This is a genomic window from Streptomyces sp. NPDC059785, assembly GCF_042732375.1.
GTDB lineage: Bacteria > Actinomycetota > Actinomycetes > Streptomycetales > Streptomycetaceae > Streptomyces.
The window spans coordinates 56,193-72,676 of record NZ_JBHWHV010000003.1; the positions used below are offsets into that span (position 1 = coordinate 56,193).

The window sequence follows — 16,484 nt, forward strand, 5'->3', positions numbered from 1 at the left end:
GCGCCCGGCCGGCGACCGGAGCCCCCGGCGATGTCGGTCGGCGCTGTTAACCTCCTGCGGTCCGTGTGAACGCACGGGCACCACAGGGGAGGAGATACGTGAACAGAGCCAGATGCCGCGGGAGTTGGGGAAGACCGCGGCTGTTCGTCATGGGGTGTCTCGCCGCCGCCGCGGTGCTGACCGCACCGGGCACGGCGCACGCCGCGGAGAACCTGCCGCCGCTCCAGCCGCTCGTGCAGGACCTCGGGAACGGGACTCGGCCGTGCGGCGCGGCAGGGGACCGGTCCTATGTCGATGAGCCGCCCGTACTCAGCGCGGTGCTGTACGACCCGACGGAGGACGACCGGCCCGCCGAGGGCAACTTCGTGCACGGCGAGTTCGAGGTCTGGTGGGAGGACGCCGACGGAGCCGAACAGCGCCTGACGCACACCACGTCGGACATCCCTTCGGGGACGGCCCAGAGGTGGCAGCTGCCGGACGACAGCGTCCCGGCGAACACGGTGATCTCCTGGCGCGTCCGCGCGAACGACGGCACGGCGGTGTCGGCCTGGAGCTCCGAAGGCGACGGCGGCGTCTGCGAGTTCGTGTACGACGACGTCAGCCCGGAGAAACCGGTGGTCACCTCGCCGGACTACGCCGACGACGACGCGTGGCACGACGGTGTCGGCGTCCGGGGCGGCTTCACCATGGACTCACCGTCCGACGACGTGGTGGCGTACAGGTACAGACCGATGGGTGGTCCGAGGCAGGAGGTCAGTCCCGCTGAGCCCGGCGGGCCGGCCACCATCCGGTACCTGCCCGAGAGCGAGGGCCCCGAGTCCCTGACCGTGGAGGCGGTCGACCGTGCCGGGCGCGTCAGTGAGACCACCACTTACGACTTCCTGGTCGCGTCCGGTCGCGCCCCGGTCGGCCGCTGGATCCTGGGCGACGCCGCGGGATCGGCCACCGCCGCGGCCGAGGCCGGGCCCGCCGCGGACGCGGGCACGGGTGTCACGTTCGGGGCCGACGCGCCCGAGGGAACCGCGCTCACCACGACCGCCGGTCTCGACGGCGGTGACGGCGCCTACCTCACCCCGGACGCCCCGGTGATCGACACGGGCAGCACCTACGCCGTCAGCGCCTGGGCACGTCCCGCCGCGACGGACCGCGACATGACCGTGGCCGGCCAGGACGCGGGAAGCGCCGCCGGGTTCGCCCTCGGACTGCGTACGGCGGACGCCGGACCCGAGTGGTCCTTCGCGGTCGGCGGTGCCCGGGTCACCGGCGGCGCGCCGGAGACCGGCGAGTGGGCCCACCTGGTGGGCCTGTACGACGCGGAGACCGGCCGGGCCCAGCTCTTCGTCAACGGGCAGGAGGTGGGCGCCGCCGCCGAAGCGGCACCGGGCGAGGACGCCGGCGGCGCCTTCCAGATCGGCCGCGTGCGCACGGGCGACGGCTACGGCGACCACTGGCACGGTCTGCTCGGTGACGTCCGTACGTACGACCGTGTCCTCGTGGCGGAGGAGCGGACCGGACTGGCCTACCGCAAGCCGGCGCGGCTCGGACACTGGTCGCTGGAGAACGCGCCGGACGGCGTGAGCCCGGAGCGGAACGGCGGGACACCGCTGACCCTCGGTACGGGAGCGGACATCTATCGTAAGTCCGACACTTGCGACCCCTTCCTCGACCCGGAATGCGTCCCCGACCCGGAGCCGCTCGTCGGCGACGGCCACCTCCGGTTGGACGGCGAGACCGGTTACGCCACCACCGGCAGTGCCGTCGTGGACACCACCGACAGTTTCACCGTGAGCGTGGTCGTCCGGCTCGCCGACGCGGAACCGGACCACCCGATGACCGTGCTGTCCCAGCCGGGCGAGCACACGGACGCCTTCAAGGTGCGCTACGAACCGTCCGCCCACGCATGGCAGTTGGTGATGCCGCAGCGGGACGAGGCGGGCGCCCCGGAGACCGTGGTGTCCCAGACGGCCGTGGCGGACGGCGGCTCGGGCGGGGGCCGCAGGCTGGCCGTGGTGTACGACGACGCCACCGACCGGGTCACGCTCTACCTCGACGGTCAGGCGGCTGGAGCCGCGACGGCGTCCTTCGCCGGCAGCCCGCTGAGCTCGGGCGCCCTCCAGGTCGGCCGGGCCCGGGACGGCGACGGCTGGGGCGAGTACCTGCACGGCGACGTCGACGAGGTGCAGGCGTACGCCGGGGCACTGCGGGCCGGTGACATCGGGCTGCTCGGCGGCGGCGCGGACCTCTGCTTCTGCTGACCGGCATTCCGCACGACGACCGGCGTCAGGGGATGTCCTGGCGCCGGTGGTCGTGGCCGGGGCCGTGCTCGAGGGCGGCGGTGGCCGAGGTCCGTACGGTGGGCTCCGGGTCCCGGGCGAGGGTGAGGAGGATCCGTCTGGTCCCGGGGGCGAGGGGGGCGCCGTCCGGACAGCACGGAGCAGACGGCGCCGCGGACTTCCGAGTCCGCGTCGGCGGCGAGGGCGGACAGCGCGGCGGTGGCGGCGGGGGTGTTGAGACAGTAGGGCACCTGGCGGCGTACCCGGGGGTCCGAGTGGTCGGGGAAGCGGCGGCCGACGGCCTCCATGCCCGGGTGGTCGTACTCGGTGCAGGCGTCCAGGATCCTGGCGAGCACCTCGCTGTCCGTCTCCTCCGTCGCCCAGGCGGCGAGCAGGGGGCAGTCCTCCCCGGCATGGGCGGCGTACGCCGTGTGCCAGGTGGACGAAGGGGCGTCCGTGTCGATGGTGAAGGACCTGATCCACAGGTAGTCGGCCACGAAGCGGCGGTGGACGGGCGACGGGTGGTGACGGTAGGCGATCACGGCCGACCGGGTCTCCGCGCTCCGGCGCCTGCCGAGGACCGGGCAGGAGGCGAACCACGTCGCGTGGAACCGGTCGCGGTGACGGACGGCCCGGGCCACCAGCTCGTCGACCGGGGTGAGGATCCGGAAGGCCCACTCCAGCGAGGTGAGGACGGCGGTGTGCCCCGCCCGTACGGTGAGGCCGCCGAGGGAGACCTCCTCCACGTCGTTGAAGTCGTGCTCCACGACCAGGCGGGTGCGGGCCGGGGCCGCCGCGCCCGTTCTGCGGCGCAACTCCTCGGCCGCGCCCCGCTCGTGCCGGCTCCGGGCCAGTGCGAGCAGCCGCTCGCGCGCGGCCGGCGGCAGCCGCAGCCGGGGCTCGTCGCCCAGGACCGCCGCGACCGCGGCGGGAGAGCCTAGGTCCACGGCTCGCAGCAGGGGTGTCGTGCCGTCCGGCAGCGGCCGGTCCTGATCGGCGCCGCCCTCGATCAGCGCCTCGACGACCGGCGCGTCGTACGCCGCCACGGCCGCGCACAGCACCGGAAGTCCGCCGGCACCGGGGGTGTCGGGGTCCGCGCCGGCGGCCGGCGCCGCACGCACCGCTTCGGCGTCCCCCGCACGGCCGTCACGAGCACGTCAGGATCCGCCGCTCCACCGTCGCATGCCTGCGAGGGACCCACCTCCAGCCCCCGGCCCGACCCCATACCGACCTCTTCCCATCACCGTGACGCGGAGCGCGGGGAAGCGCCCGGCCGCCGACCGGCATCCTCAGCTCGCCGGGGCGCCGCTCGCAACCACGTTTCCCCGGCGACCGCCCACGGCCCCTCTCCGCCTCACTCGCCGCGCCAGATGTTGTCGAACGCCGCCTGCTCGACGCTGCGCTTCTGGCGGACCGCTTCCAGTTCCAGTACCGCTTCGTTGACGGCGGTGAGCACGGTCAGGGCCGCATCGTCCCCGACGTCCGGGAGGTCCTCGGCCGGTGTGCCGTGAATTCCGGCGGCCGCCGCGAGGACGGCCAGGACGGGGTCGCCCGCTGCCCAGCGGTCGGCGGCGCGGCTGCGGTCGGGTGAGTCGACCAGCGCGGTGCGGCTGGTCCTGACGGGTGCGAGGCGGCGGCGCTGCCGGGTGACGACCCCGTCCGCCTCCAGGGCCGCGAGGTAGACCGCGGACAGGCCGCGGCCCCGGCGCCACAGCCAGTCCTCGACCGGCTCGCGGGGCGTCGCCCGTACGAGCGCCGACGCGGCCTCGGCCAGCAGACGGTCGGCCGGTGCCCGCTGCTCACCCGGGACGATGCGGTCGCCGTCCAGCGTGACGGCCCCGGCGGCGAGGAGATCGATCAGCTCGGCCCCCGCGAGGGCGAGCGACAGATCACCCGCTTCCACCGTGCGGCCGGACTCGACGTCCATGGTGACGATCAGCAGATCCCGCGGTGTGCTCATCGGGCGCTCCTTGCACGAACAGGCCCCGCGCATCGGCCCCGGGCTGGGGTACGGGGGAGAGCAGCGTACCCGGCCCGGACCGGTACGGCGGCGGGGGCACGCGGCCGCGCCTCCCTCAGGCGAACGGCACGTTGACGCAGGCCAGTCGGGCTCCGGCCATGCCCGCGTGGCCCGGGGCGGTCTCGGTGGCGTGTTCGTGGATCACCACCGAGTGGGCCCCGCCGGAGCGGAAGTGCCAGTCGGACACGGAGACGGCTCCTCCGTTGCCGTTCGCGTTCGTCGTGAAGTCGAGCCACACCTCGTTGGCGGAGTTGGCGTACGCGGGGTCCACGGAGGGCTGTACCGGATCCTTGACGTTCTGGTAGTGCGGCCCGGCGTCCTCCGGTGCGGGGCCGCAGGGCTCGGTGTGGACGTGGGCGCCGTACGTACGGTCGGACTCCAGGCCCTTCAGGACGAGGGCGATGACGGTCGTGCCGTCCTTGTCCGGGTGCTCCATGACCATGACCCGGCTGCCGTCCGGGACGGAGTCGGGGTCGTAGGTGATGGCCGACTCCGGCGAGGACCCGAAGTGCTCGTCGACCATCACGCCGTGACAGTGCGGTCCCGCGGAGGGCGTGGTCGCCAGTGCCACGGCCAGCAGCGTCGTCGCGACTACGGACATCGGTGCTCCCTCTTCTCTCGGATCTTCGCTCTCGAGTCTTCCGTTGCGGATCTCCGGAACTCTCGCGTCCGCTGCGAACCCTCGTCCCGCCGGGCCGCGGGCACCACCGGATATCGAGCCATGCCGGACGCGCCTTGCCGCGGCGGGCGCGAGGCCGGTCCGCGGCGGCCCCGCCGCCGTCCCCGCACCCCCGCGCCCTTGTGAGGGCCGCTCACGTCCGCGACCCTGAGGGCGGCCGGGGTGACACGATCAAGCCGGGAGGACGGGACCAGTAACGTTATTGATCACTCGAGGGTTTGAACACCACGCTCTGACGCGTGACGGCAGCCATCCATCCCATGAGGAGCATCATGTCCACTGCCCAGCAGGTCCCCGACATCCTCTCGGCCGAGTTCGCGGCGGACCCGTACCCCGCCTACCGCGTCATGCGGGAGAAGGAGCCCCTGTTCTGGCACGAGGCCACGCAGAGCTGGATCATCTCCCGGTACGACGACGTCGAGCGCGTCTTCAAGGACAAGGCGTCGGAGTTCACCACCGACAACTACGACTGGCAGCTCGAGCCCGTGCACGGCAAGACCATCCTTCAGCTCAGCGGCCGTGAACACGCCGTACGACGGGCTCTCGTCGCACCGGCGTTCCGGGGCAGCGACCTGCAGGAGAAGTTCATGCCCGTCATCGAGCGGAACTCGCGTGAACTCATCGACACCTTCCGGCACTCCGGCTCCGCCGACATCGTCACCGACTACGCGACCCGCTTCCCGGTCAACGTCATCGCCGACATGCTGGGCCTGGACAAGGCCGACCACGGCCGCTTCCACGGCTGGTACACGGCGGTCATCGCCTTCCTCGGCAACCTCTCCGGCGACGCCGAGGTGACCGCGGCCGGCGAACGCACCCGCGTGGAGTTCGCCGAGTACATGCTCCCGATCATCCGCGAACGGCGGGACGACCTCGGCGACGACCTGCTCTCCACGCTGTGCGCCGCCGAGGTGGACGGCGTGCGGATGAGCGACGAGGACATCAAGGCGTTCTGCAGCCTGCTGCTCGCGGCGGGCGGCGAGACCACCGACAAGGCGATCGCGGGCATCCTCGCCAACCTGCTGCTGCACCCCGAGCAGTTGGCGGCCGTCCGCGAGGACCGCGGTCTCATAGCCGCGGCCTTCGCCGAAACCCTGCGGTACACGCCCCCGGTCCACATGATCATGCGGCAGGCGGCCACCGACGTCGAGGTCACCGGCGGCGTCATCCCGGCGGGCGCCACGGTGACCTGTCTGATCGGCGCCGCCAACCGGGACGAGAGCCGGTACCGCGACCCGGACCGCTTCGACATCTTCCGCGACGACCTGAAGACAACGTCCGCGTTCTCCGCCGCCGCGGGACACCTCGCCTTCGCGCTCGGCCGGCACTTCTGCGTCGGTGCGCTGCTCGCCAAGGCGGAGGTCGAGACGGGGCTGAACCAGCTCCTGGACGCGATGCCCGACGTGCGTCTCGCCGACGGCTTCGACCCGGTCGAGCAGGGCGTGTTCACCCGGGGCCCGCAGTCGCTGCCGGTGCGCTTCACCCCGGTGACCGCCTGACCCGAGGTTCCCGGCCGGCCCGCGCCCCGCCGTACCGCGATCGGTGCGGCCTCCGGGGGAGCGGGCCGACGGCCTACTGGACGACCGGTGTGAACAGCACCGGAAGCGATGCCAGACCCCGCATCCAGATGGACGGGCGCCAGGTCAACTCCTCCGGCTCGACGGCCAGTACGAGGTCCGGCAGGTGCTCGAGCAGCGTCTCCACCGCCGTACGCGCCATCACGTCCGCGAGCAACGGCGCGGGGTAGGGGCAGCGGTGTTCGCCGTTGCTGAACGACAGATGCGCGGAGTTCTCGGCCCCTACATGCGACTCGGGCCAGATCTGCGGGTCGGTGTTGGCCGCCGCGAGGCCGAGGACGACGCAGTCGCCGGCGCGGATCAGCCGGCCACCGAGCTGGGTGTCGCGCACCGCCCAGCGGCCGATGAAGTTCTGGGTGGGCGTGTCCAGCCACAGCACTTCGTTCAGAGCCTCACCGACGCTGAGCCGGCCGCCGGAGACGTTCACCGCGAACCGCTCGTCGGTGAGCAGGAGACGCAGTGTGTTGCAGATCCAGTTGGCCGTCGGCTGTTGCGCCGCGGCGATCACCGAGATCAGATCCTGCACGATCTCCTCGTCGCTGAGCCCGGCCGGGTCCAGGATCATGCGGGAGGTGACGTCCGGGCCCGGCCGCTCCCGCTTCTCCTCCACCAGCCGCTGGATGCGCTCGCCGACCCGCCCGTACGCCGCCACCGGGTCGTCGCCCTCGGCCGCGTCGAGCGAGATCCGCAGGTCGTCCACGAGCCGTTCGGTGTCCTGGCCGTCCTGCGGCATCCCGCACATCCACAGCACGACCCGGGCCGGGAGGGCATGCGCGTAACCGCTCATCAGCTCGGCCCGCCCGCTTCCGGAGAAGACGGCGATGAGCTGCTCGGAGATCTCCCGGCACACCCGGGCCAGCTCGAACTGGTCCACGGCCTCCAGGGCCTGCGTGATCACACCGGCCCGCCGCTGGTGCTCCCGGCCCTCGGCGAACAGTACGGACGGCTGGTACCCGACGAACGGCAGCAGCGGCCAGTCGGCGGGGATGGCGGGCCACTGGTTCCAGCGCCGGGAGTCCCGCGCGAACACCTCGTCGTGGCCGGTCACGTAACAGAGTTCCGAGTACCCGAGCACGAGCCACGCGGGGATGTCGCCGTCGAGCAGCACCGGTGCCACGGCGCCGTGCGTCCGGCGCAGGTCGCGATAGAGCTGCGAGGGCGTCTGCTGGTACTCCAGACCGCCCAGGCGCACCGCGCCCGCGTGGGCGGGGCAGCCGGGTGGCGGGGCGGGCGGGGAAGGGGATCCGGTGTCGGTCACGGTGTCCTCTCCTGTGACAGGGCCAAGGTGTGGACATGGTCCACGAGGGTGATCAGCACGTGCTTGACCGAGGACCGGACCCGGGCGTCGCAGTCGATCAGCGGTACGTGCTCGGGCAGGGCCAGGGCCTGCCGTATCTCGTCCAGCGAGAACCGGCTGCGGTCGTCGTCGAACCGGTTGACGGCCACCACGAAAGGAGTCCTGTGGTGTTCCAGCCGGTCGATCGCGTACCAGGAGTCGTCCATCCGGCGGGTGTCGACGAGCACGACCGCGCCCAGGGTGCCGGAGAACAGCCGGTCCCACAGGAACCAGAAGCGCTTCTGACCGGGTGCGCCGAACAGGTAGAGCACCATGCGTTCGCTGAGGCTGATCCGGCCGAAGTCGAAGGCCACGGTCGTGGTGGTCTTCTGCTGCACACCGGACGTCTCGTCCACGCCGACGCCGGCCTGCGTCATCACCTCTTCGGTGTTCAGCGGCCGGATCTCGCTGACCGAGCGGACCAGGGTCGTCTTGCCGACGCCGAAGCCGCCCACGACGACGATCTTCAGTCCGGCCTCGGCGGCGTCGGACAGCGGCTGGCGCTGCGAGGGCAGCTCAGAGATTGCGGAGCCCATGGAGCACTTCCTGTAGCAGGGCGGTATCGGGGAGGGCGGCGACGGACTCCGCCGCGGGCGGGTGGCGGAGGCTGATCCGGCCGGTGGCGTGCAGATCGCCGAGGAGGATACGGACGACGGTGATCGGCAACCGCAGCTCGGCGGAGATCTCGACCAGGGCCGAGGGATGCCGGCACAGCTCGAGGATCTTGACGTGCTCCGACTGCATGCCCGCGGTGGGTTCGCACTCGCTGACCACGAGGGTGACCAGGTCGAACGATTCGTCCGCGCGGGCGCGTCCGCCGGTGACCGTGTAGAGCCGGTCGGGATCACCGGTGTCGACAGGCTTGCGGGTCACGACGAGGCGTCCCTCGGGGCAGGCGTCCGGGGCTCGGCGCGCAGGTGGTCGCCGATCTGCTCCACCAGTTCGGTCATCTGGTGGCCCACCACGCCCGGATCGGCGTGCTCGTCGGCGACGACCGCGAGGTGGGCGCCCTGGCCGGCCTCGACGATGAACAGCAGGCCGCCGTGGAACTCGGTCATGGAGTGCCGGACGCCGCCCGTGCCGTCGCCGAACTCCATGGACGCGCCCTGTGCGAGGGCCTGGATGCCGGAGCAGATGGCCGCGAGCTGGTCCGCCTGGTCGGGGTTCAGATGCTCCGTCCAGCACAGCTTGAGGCCGTCCCGGGACAGGACGAGAGCGTGCCGGGTACCGGGGGTGCGCTCCAGGAGGTTCTGGAGGAGCCAGGTGAGGCTGTTGTCAGTGGTTTGCATGGTGGTTGGGGCGTGGTGACCGGTCGGCGGTCACCCGGCCCTGTCCTCCGAATTCAGCGAGTGGGTCGGTGCGTGGTTGCCGGTGGTGGCTGCGGGGAGAGGCGGGCCGGCGGAGGTTCCCGCCGGGGTACCGGCGGACACTCCCGCCGGGGGACGCCGGGACGCTCAGGTGAGGAGCGCCTAGGCGTCGTCGAGGGGCCCGGTACCCGGTCGGGCGGGTGTCGCGTCGCCGGTGTTCCCGCCCCGTCGGCCCCGGTGGAAGGCGCCGAAGCGGGACCCGGCGTCCCGCGCGGGACCGGCCTCGGTCTCACGGGCGGCCGCCGCCCTGGCCGCCGCCATGCGCTGTTCGCGCTCGGCGTCGGCCATGGTGCGGCCGGGCGCGCGGACCGGCAGCCCGTTGAGCGTGGAGCCGGTGGCAGGACGCGGGGCGTCGTGGCCGGACGGTTCCGGCAGGCCCGCCGGGCTCGGGTCGTCCGGCCGGGCGGCGGGCGGGGAGGGCGGCACGGGAGTCTCCTTCACGGCCGGCGCGGCGGGAAGACCCGGCACCGCGGAGGCCGCGACCTGCTCGCGCGGGCTGTCGTACGGGCCCGGGTCGCGCTGCTGGGCGATCAGCTGCGGCGGGAGCAGCACCACGACTCCGGTACCGCCGTGCGAGGACGGCCGGTAGTTGACACTGATGCCGTACTTGAGGGCGATGCGGCCGACGACCGCGAGGCCGAGGCGGGTGCCCTGCAGCGAGGCCAGGTCGGTGATCCGACCCGACACCGACTCCTCCGCCCGTCGCATGGCCGCGTCGGCCATCTTCAGGCCGCTGTCCTCGATGGTGACGACGATGCCGGCGCTGCGCTCGTTCACGTAGACGTGGACCTCGTCGATCGGGGGCGAGAAGTTCGCGGCATTGTCGACGAGTTCCGCGAGCAGGTGCATCACGCCCTCGGCGGCGAAACCGGCGATGGCCGCCTGGCTGGAGCAGTGAAGACGCACCCGCCGGTAGGCGGCGATGCGGCCGACGGCCCCGCGCAGCACGCTCTCCATCACGATCGGCTTGTTCCACGCGCGACTGGAGCGGCCGCCCATGAGCAGCGCCAGCCGGTCGGTCATCAGGCCGAGCTGGGAGGTGCTGTGGTCCAGGCGCAGCAGGTCCCCGAACACCTCCCCGGTGTGCCGGTCCTGCATCTCCCTCAGGTCGGCGAGCATGCTGACGGTCTTGGCCTGCACGCGGCTGAGCGCCTTGGCGGAGGCGGCCTGCGCGGCGGCGGACCGGCGCTCGCTGTGCGCGAGTTCGCGGACGAACGATTCAGCAAGGGTACGCAGCAGGGCGGAGCGCGGGCTGTCGAGCTCGGCGAGGACGGTGTCGGCGGAGCTGCCCGCGCGCAGCGCGGCCACCGCGGCCGGGAGCGTCTTGTGGACGAATCGTTCCGCTTCCTCGGTGGCGTCGGCCAGCTCGCGCCGCGTGTCCTGCCGTTCGGCCTCGGCCCGGGCGGCCTGCGCCGCCGCGTCGCCGAGCGCGGCGACGCAGGTGTGCAGCACCTGGCGCAGCTGCGGCTCCGACGGCGGCGTGACGCCCTCCAGGGCCTGGCCCGCACTGGCTCCCTCGCGTATCCGCTGCGCGACGGCCGGCAGGGTGACGTGGACCAGGTGCGCGGACTCGCCGTCCTGCCGGGCCAGTTGCGAGCGGAACCCGAGGCATTCACTGCCGCGTGCGGCGGCGAGACGCTGCGCGCGGCGGAGCAGGAGCCAGCCGGTGGCGGCGGCGAGCACGACGCACACCCAGGCGACGACCACCGTGACCAGGGTCCAGGTGCGGGCCGAGGCGGGCGCCAGGAGCGCCGCCGTCACGGCGCCGGCGGCGGCGACCGCCGCCGGCGCGGCCAGAAGCGCGACCGACGCGGGGCGCGGCCCCCTTTCCGTCCGTTGCTGACTGGGATGAGCAGGCACTGACATTCCGCGGTCCCTCGGTCCGTGAGAGGCAGGAGCAATTGCGAACAGCTGGAGGTGGGTCGACGGTCCACAAGGGTGGCCACATGGGAGCCGACTCAGGGACGACAAACTTCCGGATCAAGCTCGGCCTCATGGTAGTTACCGTCTCGAACGCGGGGGTCGAGCAGATGGATCGACGCCCGCGCGAGTGACTTTCACGGGAAAGATGCCATGTGAAAGCAGCGACGTGTTACAGGGGGTACGGACTACACCGGTCCTGCACTTCGTCTGCACCTTTCTCGCATCATCCGACGACAGGAACCGATGCCGCCCGCCTCTCCTCGGCGTCACGCGTGCACGCGTAGTACCTCGCGACCCGGGCACTCTCACTACGCACCGGTCAGGAACCGAGAGAAGGAAGCCGCGCGTGGCCGAACCCGTACCCGCCCGGAAGGCGATCCCCGCGAACGCCGAGGGCACCCGCGACGAGGTCGATCTGCTCGACGGACTGCTCGTCGACGAGGAACGGCCCGAGCAGCCGGTGCTCCTCGACCCGTCGGGCAGGCCTCTCGACACCTGGCGCGAGAACTACCCCTACGACACGAAGCTCGGCCGGGGGCCGTACGAACGGCAGAAGCGGATCCTCCAGATCGAACTGCTCAAGCTGCAGAAATGGGTGAAGGAGACCGGGCAGCGCGTCGTGGTGGTCTGCGAGGGACGGGACGCGGCGGGCAAGGGCGGCACGATCAAGCGCTTCACCGAACGCCTCAACCCCCGTGGCGCGCGGGTCGTCGCGCTGGAGAAGCCCTCGGAACGCGAGGCGGGCCAGTGGTACTTCCAGCGCTACGTGCCGCACCTGCCCACCCCCGGCGAGATCGTGTTCTTCGACCGGTCCTGGTACAACCGGGCGGGGGTGGAACGGGTCATGGGATTCTGCGAGCCCGCCGACTACCGGCTGTTCTACACCCAGGCACCGGTCTTCGAGCGGCTGCTGACCGATGACGGCATCATCCTCGTGAAGTTCTGGTTCTCCGTCTCCCGCGCCGAACAGCGCACCCGCTTCGCCATCCGGCAGGTCGATCCGGTACGGCGGTGGAAACTGTCGCCCACCGATCTCGCCTCGCTCGACCTGTGGGACGCCTACACCGAGGCCAAGGTGGAGATGTTCCGGGCGACGGACACGCCGTACGCCCCGTGGACCGTGGTGAAGAACAACGACAAGCGGCGCGGGCGGCTGGAAGCGATGCGGCACCTGCTGCTGCGCTGCGGCTACACGTCAAAGGACGAGGACGCCGTCGGCGCCGCCGACCCCCGTGTCATCGGCGCGGCCAACACCCTGCTGGAGAGCGGCGAGGAACCCACCGACCTGTCTCCCACACCGCTCGCCTCCCGGCAGCACGGCCCTGGGGAGCATCCCGACCGGGACGAGTAGCGGGTCAGCGGTCAAGTCTCCGTCACCGCCGGTGACTTTGCCCGCTCTTTACAACCCGGCCGGCCGCCGCCTCGTCTCTCCGCTCGATCCATCCGGCCCACCGCACCCCGTATACGGGCCGGACCGACGAGAGAGAGCGACCGATGCGCCGAACCGTTCCCAGCGCCATGGCCCTCGCGGCCACCGCCGTCCTGGCGGGTGCCGTACCCGCGTTCGCCGACGGGGCGAGCGCGTCCCCGGTGCCGAGCGCCACCACCGCCCGAACCTCCCCGACGCCCGTGCCGAGCAGCGCGCCCGCCGAGCGCACGGAACCGACCCGGGCGCCCGCCGGGGACCAGGTGACCGTCGTACCGGAGGGCGCGGCCGACACCGGTGTGGCGACGGACGCCCCGGAGTCGGGGAACACCGGCGGCCTGATCGGCGGGGGCGCCGCCGCGGTGCTGCTCGCGGGCGGGGCGACGGCCTTCGTCGTACGCCGCCGCCGGGCGACCGGGGAATGACGCCGCTCTCCAGGCGCGCGTTCGTGACCGCCGCGCCGGCCTTGCTCCTGGCGGGCTGCGGCGGCCACGGGTCCCGTCGGGGCACGCCCGGGGCGGCGATCGCGCCGGACAGCGGTACGCCGTCCCCGTCGGGTACGCCGTCCCCGTCGGGTACCGGAGGGGACGGGATGCCCGTCCTCGGGCGTTCCGTGCCGGTCCGGCTGCGGATCCCGGCCATCGGGGTCGACACCCCGGTCGTACGGCTGGGGCTCGCGGCCGACGGCACGGTGGAGGTGCCGCCCGTCACGGCGCACGACCGGGCGGGCTGGTACCGGCACTCGCCGACGCCGGGCCAGGTGGGCCCTTCGGTGATCCTCGGTCATGTCACCGTCGGCGCCCAGGGGGACGGTGTCTTCCGGCACCTGGCCGAGGTGCGCCGCGGCGACCGGATCACGGTGCGCCTGGAGAACGGCACGACGGCGGCGTTCACCGTCGGCGAGGTACGGACGGTCGGCAAGGCCGAGTTCCCGACCGACGACGTCTACGGGAACGTGGACCGCCCTGAGCTGCGGCTCATCACGTGCGGCGGCCCCCGTACCGGTGACGGCTACCGCGACAACGTGATCGTCTTCGCCGGGCCGGGCTCCGCCGCCCCCTGAGCCGTCCGCATGGACGCCGGACCGCCGGTTGCATGGAACGCGGCCCGGCGGTCCGGCATCCAACCCCACGAGCGCCCTTTCGACCCACATCCACCGAGAGGGCCCGCACGACCATGGAGAAAGTTGAAACGGTCCCGCGACAGGGCAGCGTCCGAGCTGTTCTCCGTCGTCTACCCGCGCCTCGCCGGCTGGTGCCGCCGGCTCGTCGACGACGACGAGACCGCTCACGAGATCGCCTCCGAGGCGTTCACCCGGCTCTGGGCCCGCTGGACGTCGGTCGAGGAGCCCCGCGGTTTCCTCTACGTCACCGCGGCCAATCTCGTCCGGGACCACTGGCGCAGACTGGAGCGTGAGCGCAGGGCCGTACGGCGGGCCACCACGGAGGCGGCCGTACGGCCGCACGCGGAACCGGCCGATCCCTCGGTGCGGCTGCTCGTACAGTCACTGCCGGAACGACTGCGCGTCCCCATCCTGCTGCACTACTACGCCGACATGACGGTCCGTGAGGTGTCCGCACTGACCGGACGCAAGGAAGGAACCGTCAAGGCCGACCTCCACGCGGCCCGGGAACTGCTCCGCGTCCACCTGAGGAGAAGCCTTGACCATTCGCTCTGACGACGACGGCCCGGAGTTCGGCTCCGCCGACGACCCGCTCGCGGTGCTCCTCGGGCCTCCCTCCGACCGTCTCGGGCCGCCGCCCGGCCGTTACGAGGCGATCCGCCGCACCGCGTCCCGCCGCCGACTGTTCCGCGCCGCCGCCGGGGCCGGAGTGTCCGCCGCCGTCGCCGCCGCGATCGCGGTCCCGCTGTTCTTCGCCGGGCCCGGGGCGCCCGCGTCCCCGGCGGTCCCGCTCGCGCCACCGCCCGCGCCAGGCAGTACGACCCCCGCTCCGTCCGCGTCCCCCGCTCCGTCCGCGTCGCTCACTCCGTCGACCACGCCCGTTCCGTCGGCGTCGGGGTCGCCGTCCCCGACCAGGGCGGGCGGCGACCCGTCGGAGAGAAGGCGCGCCGCCGCCACCCCCTCCGAGGACTCGCGCCGGTGAAGCCGGAGGGGAAGGCCGAACGGTGGGGGGCCCTCGGTCAGGCGTCGTCGGCGGGCAGCGCGTACAGCTTCGGGAGGTTGACCACGATCGCCTCCTGGGTGCTGCGGGCGATGACGACCACGGCTTCCTCGGCGGGGTCGGGATTCTCCTCGCGGTGCGGCACGAACGGCGGGACGAAGACGTAGTCGCCGGGGGAGGTGCGCAGCCGTACCTCCTGCGGCTCGTCGCCGGAGTCGTCGAGGAGGACGAACCCGGGGTGTCCGCCGACGCGCTGCTCGGCGCCGACTTCCGGCACCCCGACATCACCTCCGCCACCGCCCTGTTCGAGCAGGCCGCCGGGGTGGTCATCGGCACTGCGGTGCACAAGGCGGCGTACTCGGGTGTGTTGAAGTCGCTGCTCGATCTGCTGCCGCAGTACGCGCTGACGGGCAAGACGGTGCTGCCGCCGGCCACCGGCGGTTTTGTCGCCCACGTGCCGGCCATCGACTACGCGCTGCGCCCGGTGCTCAGCTCCATGGGCGCCGCGCACATCGTGCAGGGCTGGTTCACCCTCGACAAGGACTTCTCCGCAGGAGAGGACGGCCGGCCGGTGTTCGCGCCCGCAGCCGCCGAGGCCCTGGCCCAGGTCACCGACCGCTTCTCCGCCGCCCTGCCGACCTGCCGATTTGCCGAAACGGCAAGTCCGCTCGCCCCGGCCGGAACCGGCCGCGCATGATCGGGAACGCCGGGGCGCGGTGACCCGAGTACGCCCCGGCGTCACGTCGTACCACGAAGTACCACGGCTCCTGGAGGGCACATGCCGCAGCACGCCACCGCACTCACGCACCGGACGGTCCCCGCACCGGCGGGCCGGATCCATCTCGTGGAGCAGGGGACCGGGCCGCTGGTGCTGCTCGTGCACGGCTTCCCGGAGACCTGGTACTCCTGGCGCCGGCAGCTGCCCGCGCTCGCCGCGGCCGGGTACCGCGCGGTCGCCCTGGACGTGCGCGGCTACGGCCGTTCCTCGAAGCCCGCCGCGGCCGACGCGTACCGGATGACCGAGCTGGTGGCGGACAACGTCGCCGTGGTGCGCGCCCTGGGCGAGGAGTCGGCGGTGATCGTCGGCCACGACTGGGGCGCGACGATCGCCGCGAATTCCGCCCTGCTGGCACCGGACGTCTTCCGGGCGGTCGGACTGCTCAGCGTCCCCTACACGCCGCGCGGCGGACCCCGGCCCGGCGAGATCTTCGCGGGCATGGGCGGCGACGAGGAGTTCTACGTCTCCTACCTCCAGGAGCCGGGCCGCGCCGAGGCGGAGATCGAACCCGACGTACGCGGCTGGCTCACCGGTTTCTACGCGGCGCTGTCCGCCGACACCATGCCCGGACCCGGCGCGCCCGACCCGCACTTCGTCACCCGGGGCGGCACCCTGCGCGAGCGCTTCCCCGCGGACCGGCGCCCCGGCTGGCTCAGCGAGGAGGAACTGGACGTCTACGTGGGCGAGTTCGAGCGGACCGGCCTGACCGGCGCGCTCAACCGCTACCGCAACATGGACCGCGACTGGGCGGATCTCGAAGGCTTCGACGGTGCTCCCGTCACCCAGCCGTCCCTGTTCGCCGGCGGCACCGAGGACGCCTCCACCACCTGGCTCTCCGCCGCCATCGACGCCTTCCCCGTCACGCTGCCCGGGCTCGTCTCCTCGCATCTGCTGGACGGCTGCGGCCACTGGCTCCAGCAGGAGCGTCCCGCCGAGCTCAACCGGATCCTGACCGACTGGCTGGCGGCACTGCCCGGGTGAA

General features: G+C 72.8%; 17 protein-coding genes. 9 read left to right on the forward strand and 8 right to left on the reverse strand.

All coding sequences use genetic code 11. The features are described 5' to 3' along the window. The first annotated feature begins 149 nt into the window (after positions 1-149). Positions 150-2,255, forward strand: a complete 2,106-nt coding sequence (locus ACFV6E_RS02830) for a LamG-like jellyroll fold domain-containing protein (protein WP_385459187.1) — start codon at positions 150-152, stop codon at positions 2,253-2,255. Between the two features lie 1,372 nt (positions 2,256-3,627). Here the strand turns inward: ACFV6E_RS02830 and ACFV6E_RS02835 are convergent. Both ACFV6E_RS02835 and ACFV6E_RS02840 read right to left on the reverse strand, forming a co-directional pair. Then, positions 3,628-4,233, reverse strand: coding sequence for a GPP34 family phosphoprotein (locus ACFV6E_RS02835; RefSeq protein ID WP_385458997.1), 606 nt, complete (start codon positions 4,231-4,233; stop codon positions 3,628-3,630). A 115-nt stretch (positions 4,234-4,348) separates the two neighbouring features. Next, complete coding sequence (locus tag ACFV6E_RS02840) at positions 4,349-4,894, reverse strand: superoxide dismutase family protein (protein ID WP_385169048.1); 546 nt, start codon at positions 4,892-4,894, stop codon at positions 4,349-4,351. A 350-nt stretch (positions 4,895-5,244) separates the two neighbouring features. On the opposite strand from ACFV6E_RS02840, the gene ACFV6E_RS02845 reads away from it, so the two are divergent. Then, positions 5,245-6,471, forward strand: coding sequence for a cytochrome P450 (locus ACFV6E_RS02845; protein WP_385169051.1), 1,227 nt, complete (start codon positions 5,245-5,247; stop codon positions 6,469-6,471). Positions 6,472-6,544: 73 nt separating this feature from the next. On the opposite strand, the gene ACFV6E_RS02850 is transcribed toward ACFV6E_RS02845, so the two are convergent. The 5 genes from ACFV6E_RS02850 to ACFV6E_RS02870 form a co-directional block, all read right to left on the reverse strand. Continuing rightward, positions 6,545-7,807 (reverse strand): cytochrome P450, encoded by a 1,263-nt coding sequence (locus ACFV6E_RS02850; protein WP_385169054.1) that lies wholly within the window; start codon positions 7,805-7,807, stop codon positions 6,545-6,547. Beyond that, positions 7,804-8,421, reverse strand: coding sequence for an ATP/GTP-binding protein (locus tag ACFV6E_RS02855; RefSeq protein ID WP_385169057.1), 618 nt, complete (start codon positions 8,419-8,421; stop codon positions 7,804-7,806). The genes ACFV6E_RS02850 and ACFV6E_RS02855 overlap by 4 nt, the downstream gene beginning before the upstream one ends. Further along, positions 8,402-8,758, reverse strand: a complete 357-nt coding sequence (locus ACFV6E_RS02860) for a DUF742 domain-containing protein (protein ID WP_385169060.1) — start codon at positions 8,756-8,758, stop codon at positions 8,402-8,404. The genes ACFV6E_RS02855 and ACFV6E_RS02860 overlap by 20 nt, the downstream gene beginning before the upstream one ends. After that, complete coding sequence (locus ACFV6E_RS02865; RefSeq protein ID WP_385169063.1) at positions 8,755-9,174, reverse strand: roadblock/LC7 domain-containing protein; 420 nt, start codon at positions 9,172-9,174, stop codon at positions 8,755-8,757. The genes ACFV6E_RS02860 and ACFV6E_RS02865 overlap by 4 nt, the downstream gene beginning before the upstream one ends. Before the next feature lie 180 nt (positions 9,175-9,354). Next, complete coding sequence (locus ACFV6E_RS02870) at positions 9,355-11,118, reverse strand: ATP-binding protein (protein ID WP_385169065.1); 1,764 nt, start codon at positions 11,116-11,118, stop codon at positions 9,355-9,357. A gap of 433 nt (positions 11,119-11,551) precedes the next feature. Between ACFV6E_RS02870 and ppk2 the strand changes: the two genes are divergently transcribed. The 5 genes from ppk2 (at position 11,552) to ACFV6E_RS02895 (ending at position 14,706) form a co-directional block, all read left to right on the forward strand. Next, positions 11,552-12,526, forward strand: coding sequence for a polyphosphate kinase 2 (ppk2, locus tag ACFV6E_RS02875; protein WP_385169114.1), 975 nt, complete (start codon positions 11,552-11,554; stop codon positions 12,524-12,526). 143 nt (positions 12,527-12,669) lie between these two features. Continuing rightward, on the forward strand, positions 12,670-13,026 hold the full coding sequence (locus ACFV6E_RS02880) for a sortase-dependent protein (RefSeq protein ID WP_385169068.1): 357 nt from the start codon (positions 12,670-12,672) through the stop codon (positions 13,024-13,026). Next, the gene (locus ACFV6E_RS02885) at positions 13,023-13,664 is read left to right on the forward strand and encodes a class F sortase (protein ID WP_385169071.1); all 642 of its coding nucleotides are present in this window, start codon (positions 13,023-13,025) and stop codon (positions 13,662-13,664) included. The genes ACFV6E_RS02880 and ACFV6E_RS02885 overlap by 4 nt, the downstream gene beginning before the upstream one ends. 123 nt (positions 13,665-13,787) lie before the next feature. Then, a complete protein-coding gene (locus ACFV6E_RS02890; protein WP_385458999.1) occupies positions 13,788-14,279 on the forward strand; it encodes an RNA polymerase sigma factor in 492 nt (163 codons plus the stop codon). Beyond that, on the forward strand, positions 14,263-14,706 hold the full coding sequence (locus ACFV6E_RS02895) for a hypothetical protein (protein ID WP_385459001.1): 444 nt from the start codon (positions 14,263-14,265) through the stop codon (positions 14,704-14,706). The genes ACFV6E_RS02890 and ACFV6E_RS02895 overlap by 17 nt, the downstream gene beginning before the upstream one ends. A gap of 37 nt (positions 14,707-14,743) precedes the next feature. Here ACFV6E_RS02895 and ACFV6E_RS02900 read toward each other — a convergent pair whose 3' ends face one another. After that, positions 14,744-15,121 carry a hypothetical protein gene (locus ACFV6E_RS02900; protein ID WP_385459189.1) on the reverse strand — a complete coding sequence of 126 codons (378 nt, stop codon included), beginning with the start codon at positions 15,119-15,121 and terminating at the stop codon, positions 14,744-14,746. Here ACFV6E_RS02900 and ACFV6E_RS02905 point away from each other — a divergent pair. Together ACFV6E_RS02905 and ACFV6E_RS02910 are read left to right on the forward strand one after the other, a co-directional pair. Next, positions 15,008-15,421, forward strand: coding sequence for an NAD(P)H-dependent oxidoreductase (locus tag ACFV6E_RS02905; RefSeq protein ID WP_385459191.1), 414 nt, complete (start codon positions 15,008-15,010; stop codon positions 15,419-15,421). The two genes, ACFV6E_RS02900 and ACFV6E_RS02905, sit on opposite strands and share 114 nt — an antisense overlap. An 81-nt stretch (positions 15,422-15,502) precedes the next feature. After that, positions 15,503-16,483: an alpha/beta fold hydrolase gene (locus tag ACFV6E_RS02910; RefSeq protein WP_385459003.1), complete on the forward strand. Its 981-nt coding sequence runs from the start codon at positions 15,503-15,505 to the stop codon at positions 16,481-16,483. Position 16,484: the final 1 nt, after the last annotated feature.

Excerpts from the sequence above, each read along its gene's own strand:
- ACFV6E_RS02840 (WP_385169048.1), bottom strand. The coding sequence starts at position 4,894 with ATGTCCGTAGTCGCGACGACGCTGCTGGCCGTGGCACTGGCGACCACG.
- ACFV6E_RS02870 (WP_385169065.1), bottom strand. The coding sequence starts at position 11,118 with ATGTCAGTGCCTGCTCATCCCAGTCAGCAACGGACGGAAAGGGGGCCG.
- ACFV6E_RS02830 (WP_385459187.1), top strand. The coding sequence starts at position 150 with ATGGGGTGTCTCGCCGCCGCCGCGGTGCTGACCGCACCGGGCACGGCG.
- ACFV6E_RS02865 (WP_385169063.1), bottom strand. The coding sequence starts at position 9,174 with ATGCAAACCACTGACAACAGCCTCACCTGGCTCCTCCAGAACCTCCTG.
- ACFV6E_RS02835 (WP_385458997.1), bottom strand. The coding sequence starts at position 4,233 with ATGAGCACACCGCGGGATCTGCTGATCGTCACCATGGACGTCGAGTCC.
- ACFV6E_RS02845 (WP_385169051.1), top strand. The coding sequence starts at position 5,245 with ATGTCCACTGCCCAGCAGGTCCCCGACATCCTCTCGGCCGAGTTCGCG.
- ACFV6E_RS02855 (WP_385169057.1), bottom strand. The coding sequence starts at position 8,421 with ATGGGCTCCGCAATCTCTGAGCTGCCCTCGCAGCGCCAGCCGCTGTCC.
- ACFV6E_RS02910 (WP_385459003.1), top strand. The coding sequence starts at position 15,503 with ATGCCGCAGCACGCCACCGCACTCACGCACCGGACGGTCCCCGCACCG.
- ACFV6E_RS02885 (WP_385169071.1), top strand. The coding sequence starts at position 13,023 with ATGACGCCGCTCTCCAGGCGCGCGTTCGTGACCGCCGCGCCGGCCTTG.
- ACFV6E_RS02880 (WP_385169068.1), top strand. The coding sequence starts at position 12,670 with ATGCGCCGAACCGTTCCCAGCGCCATGGCCCTCGCGGCCACCGCCGTC.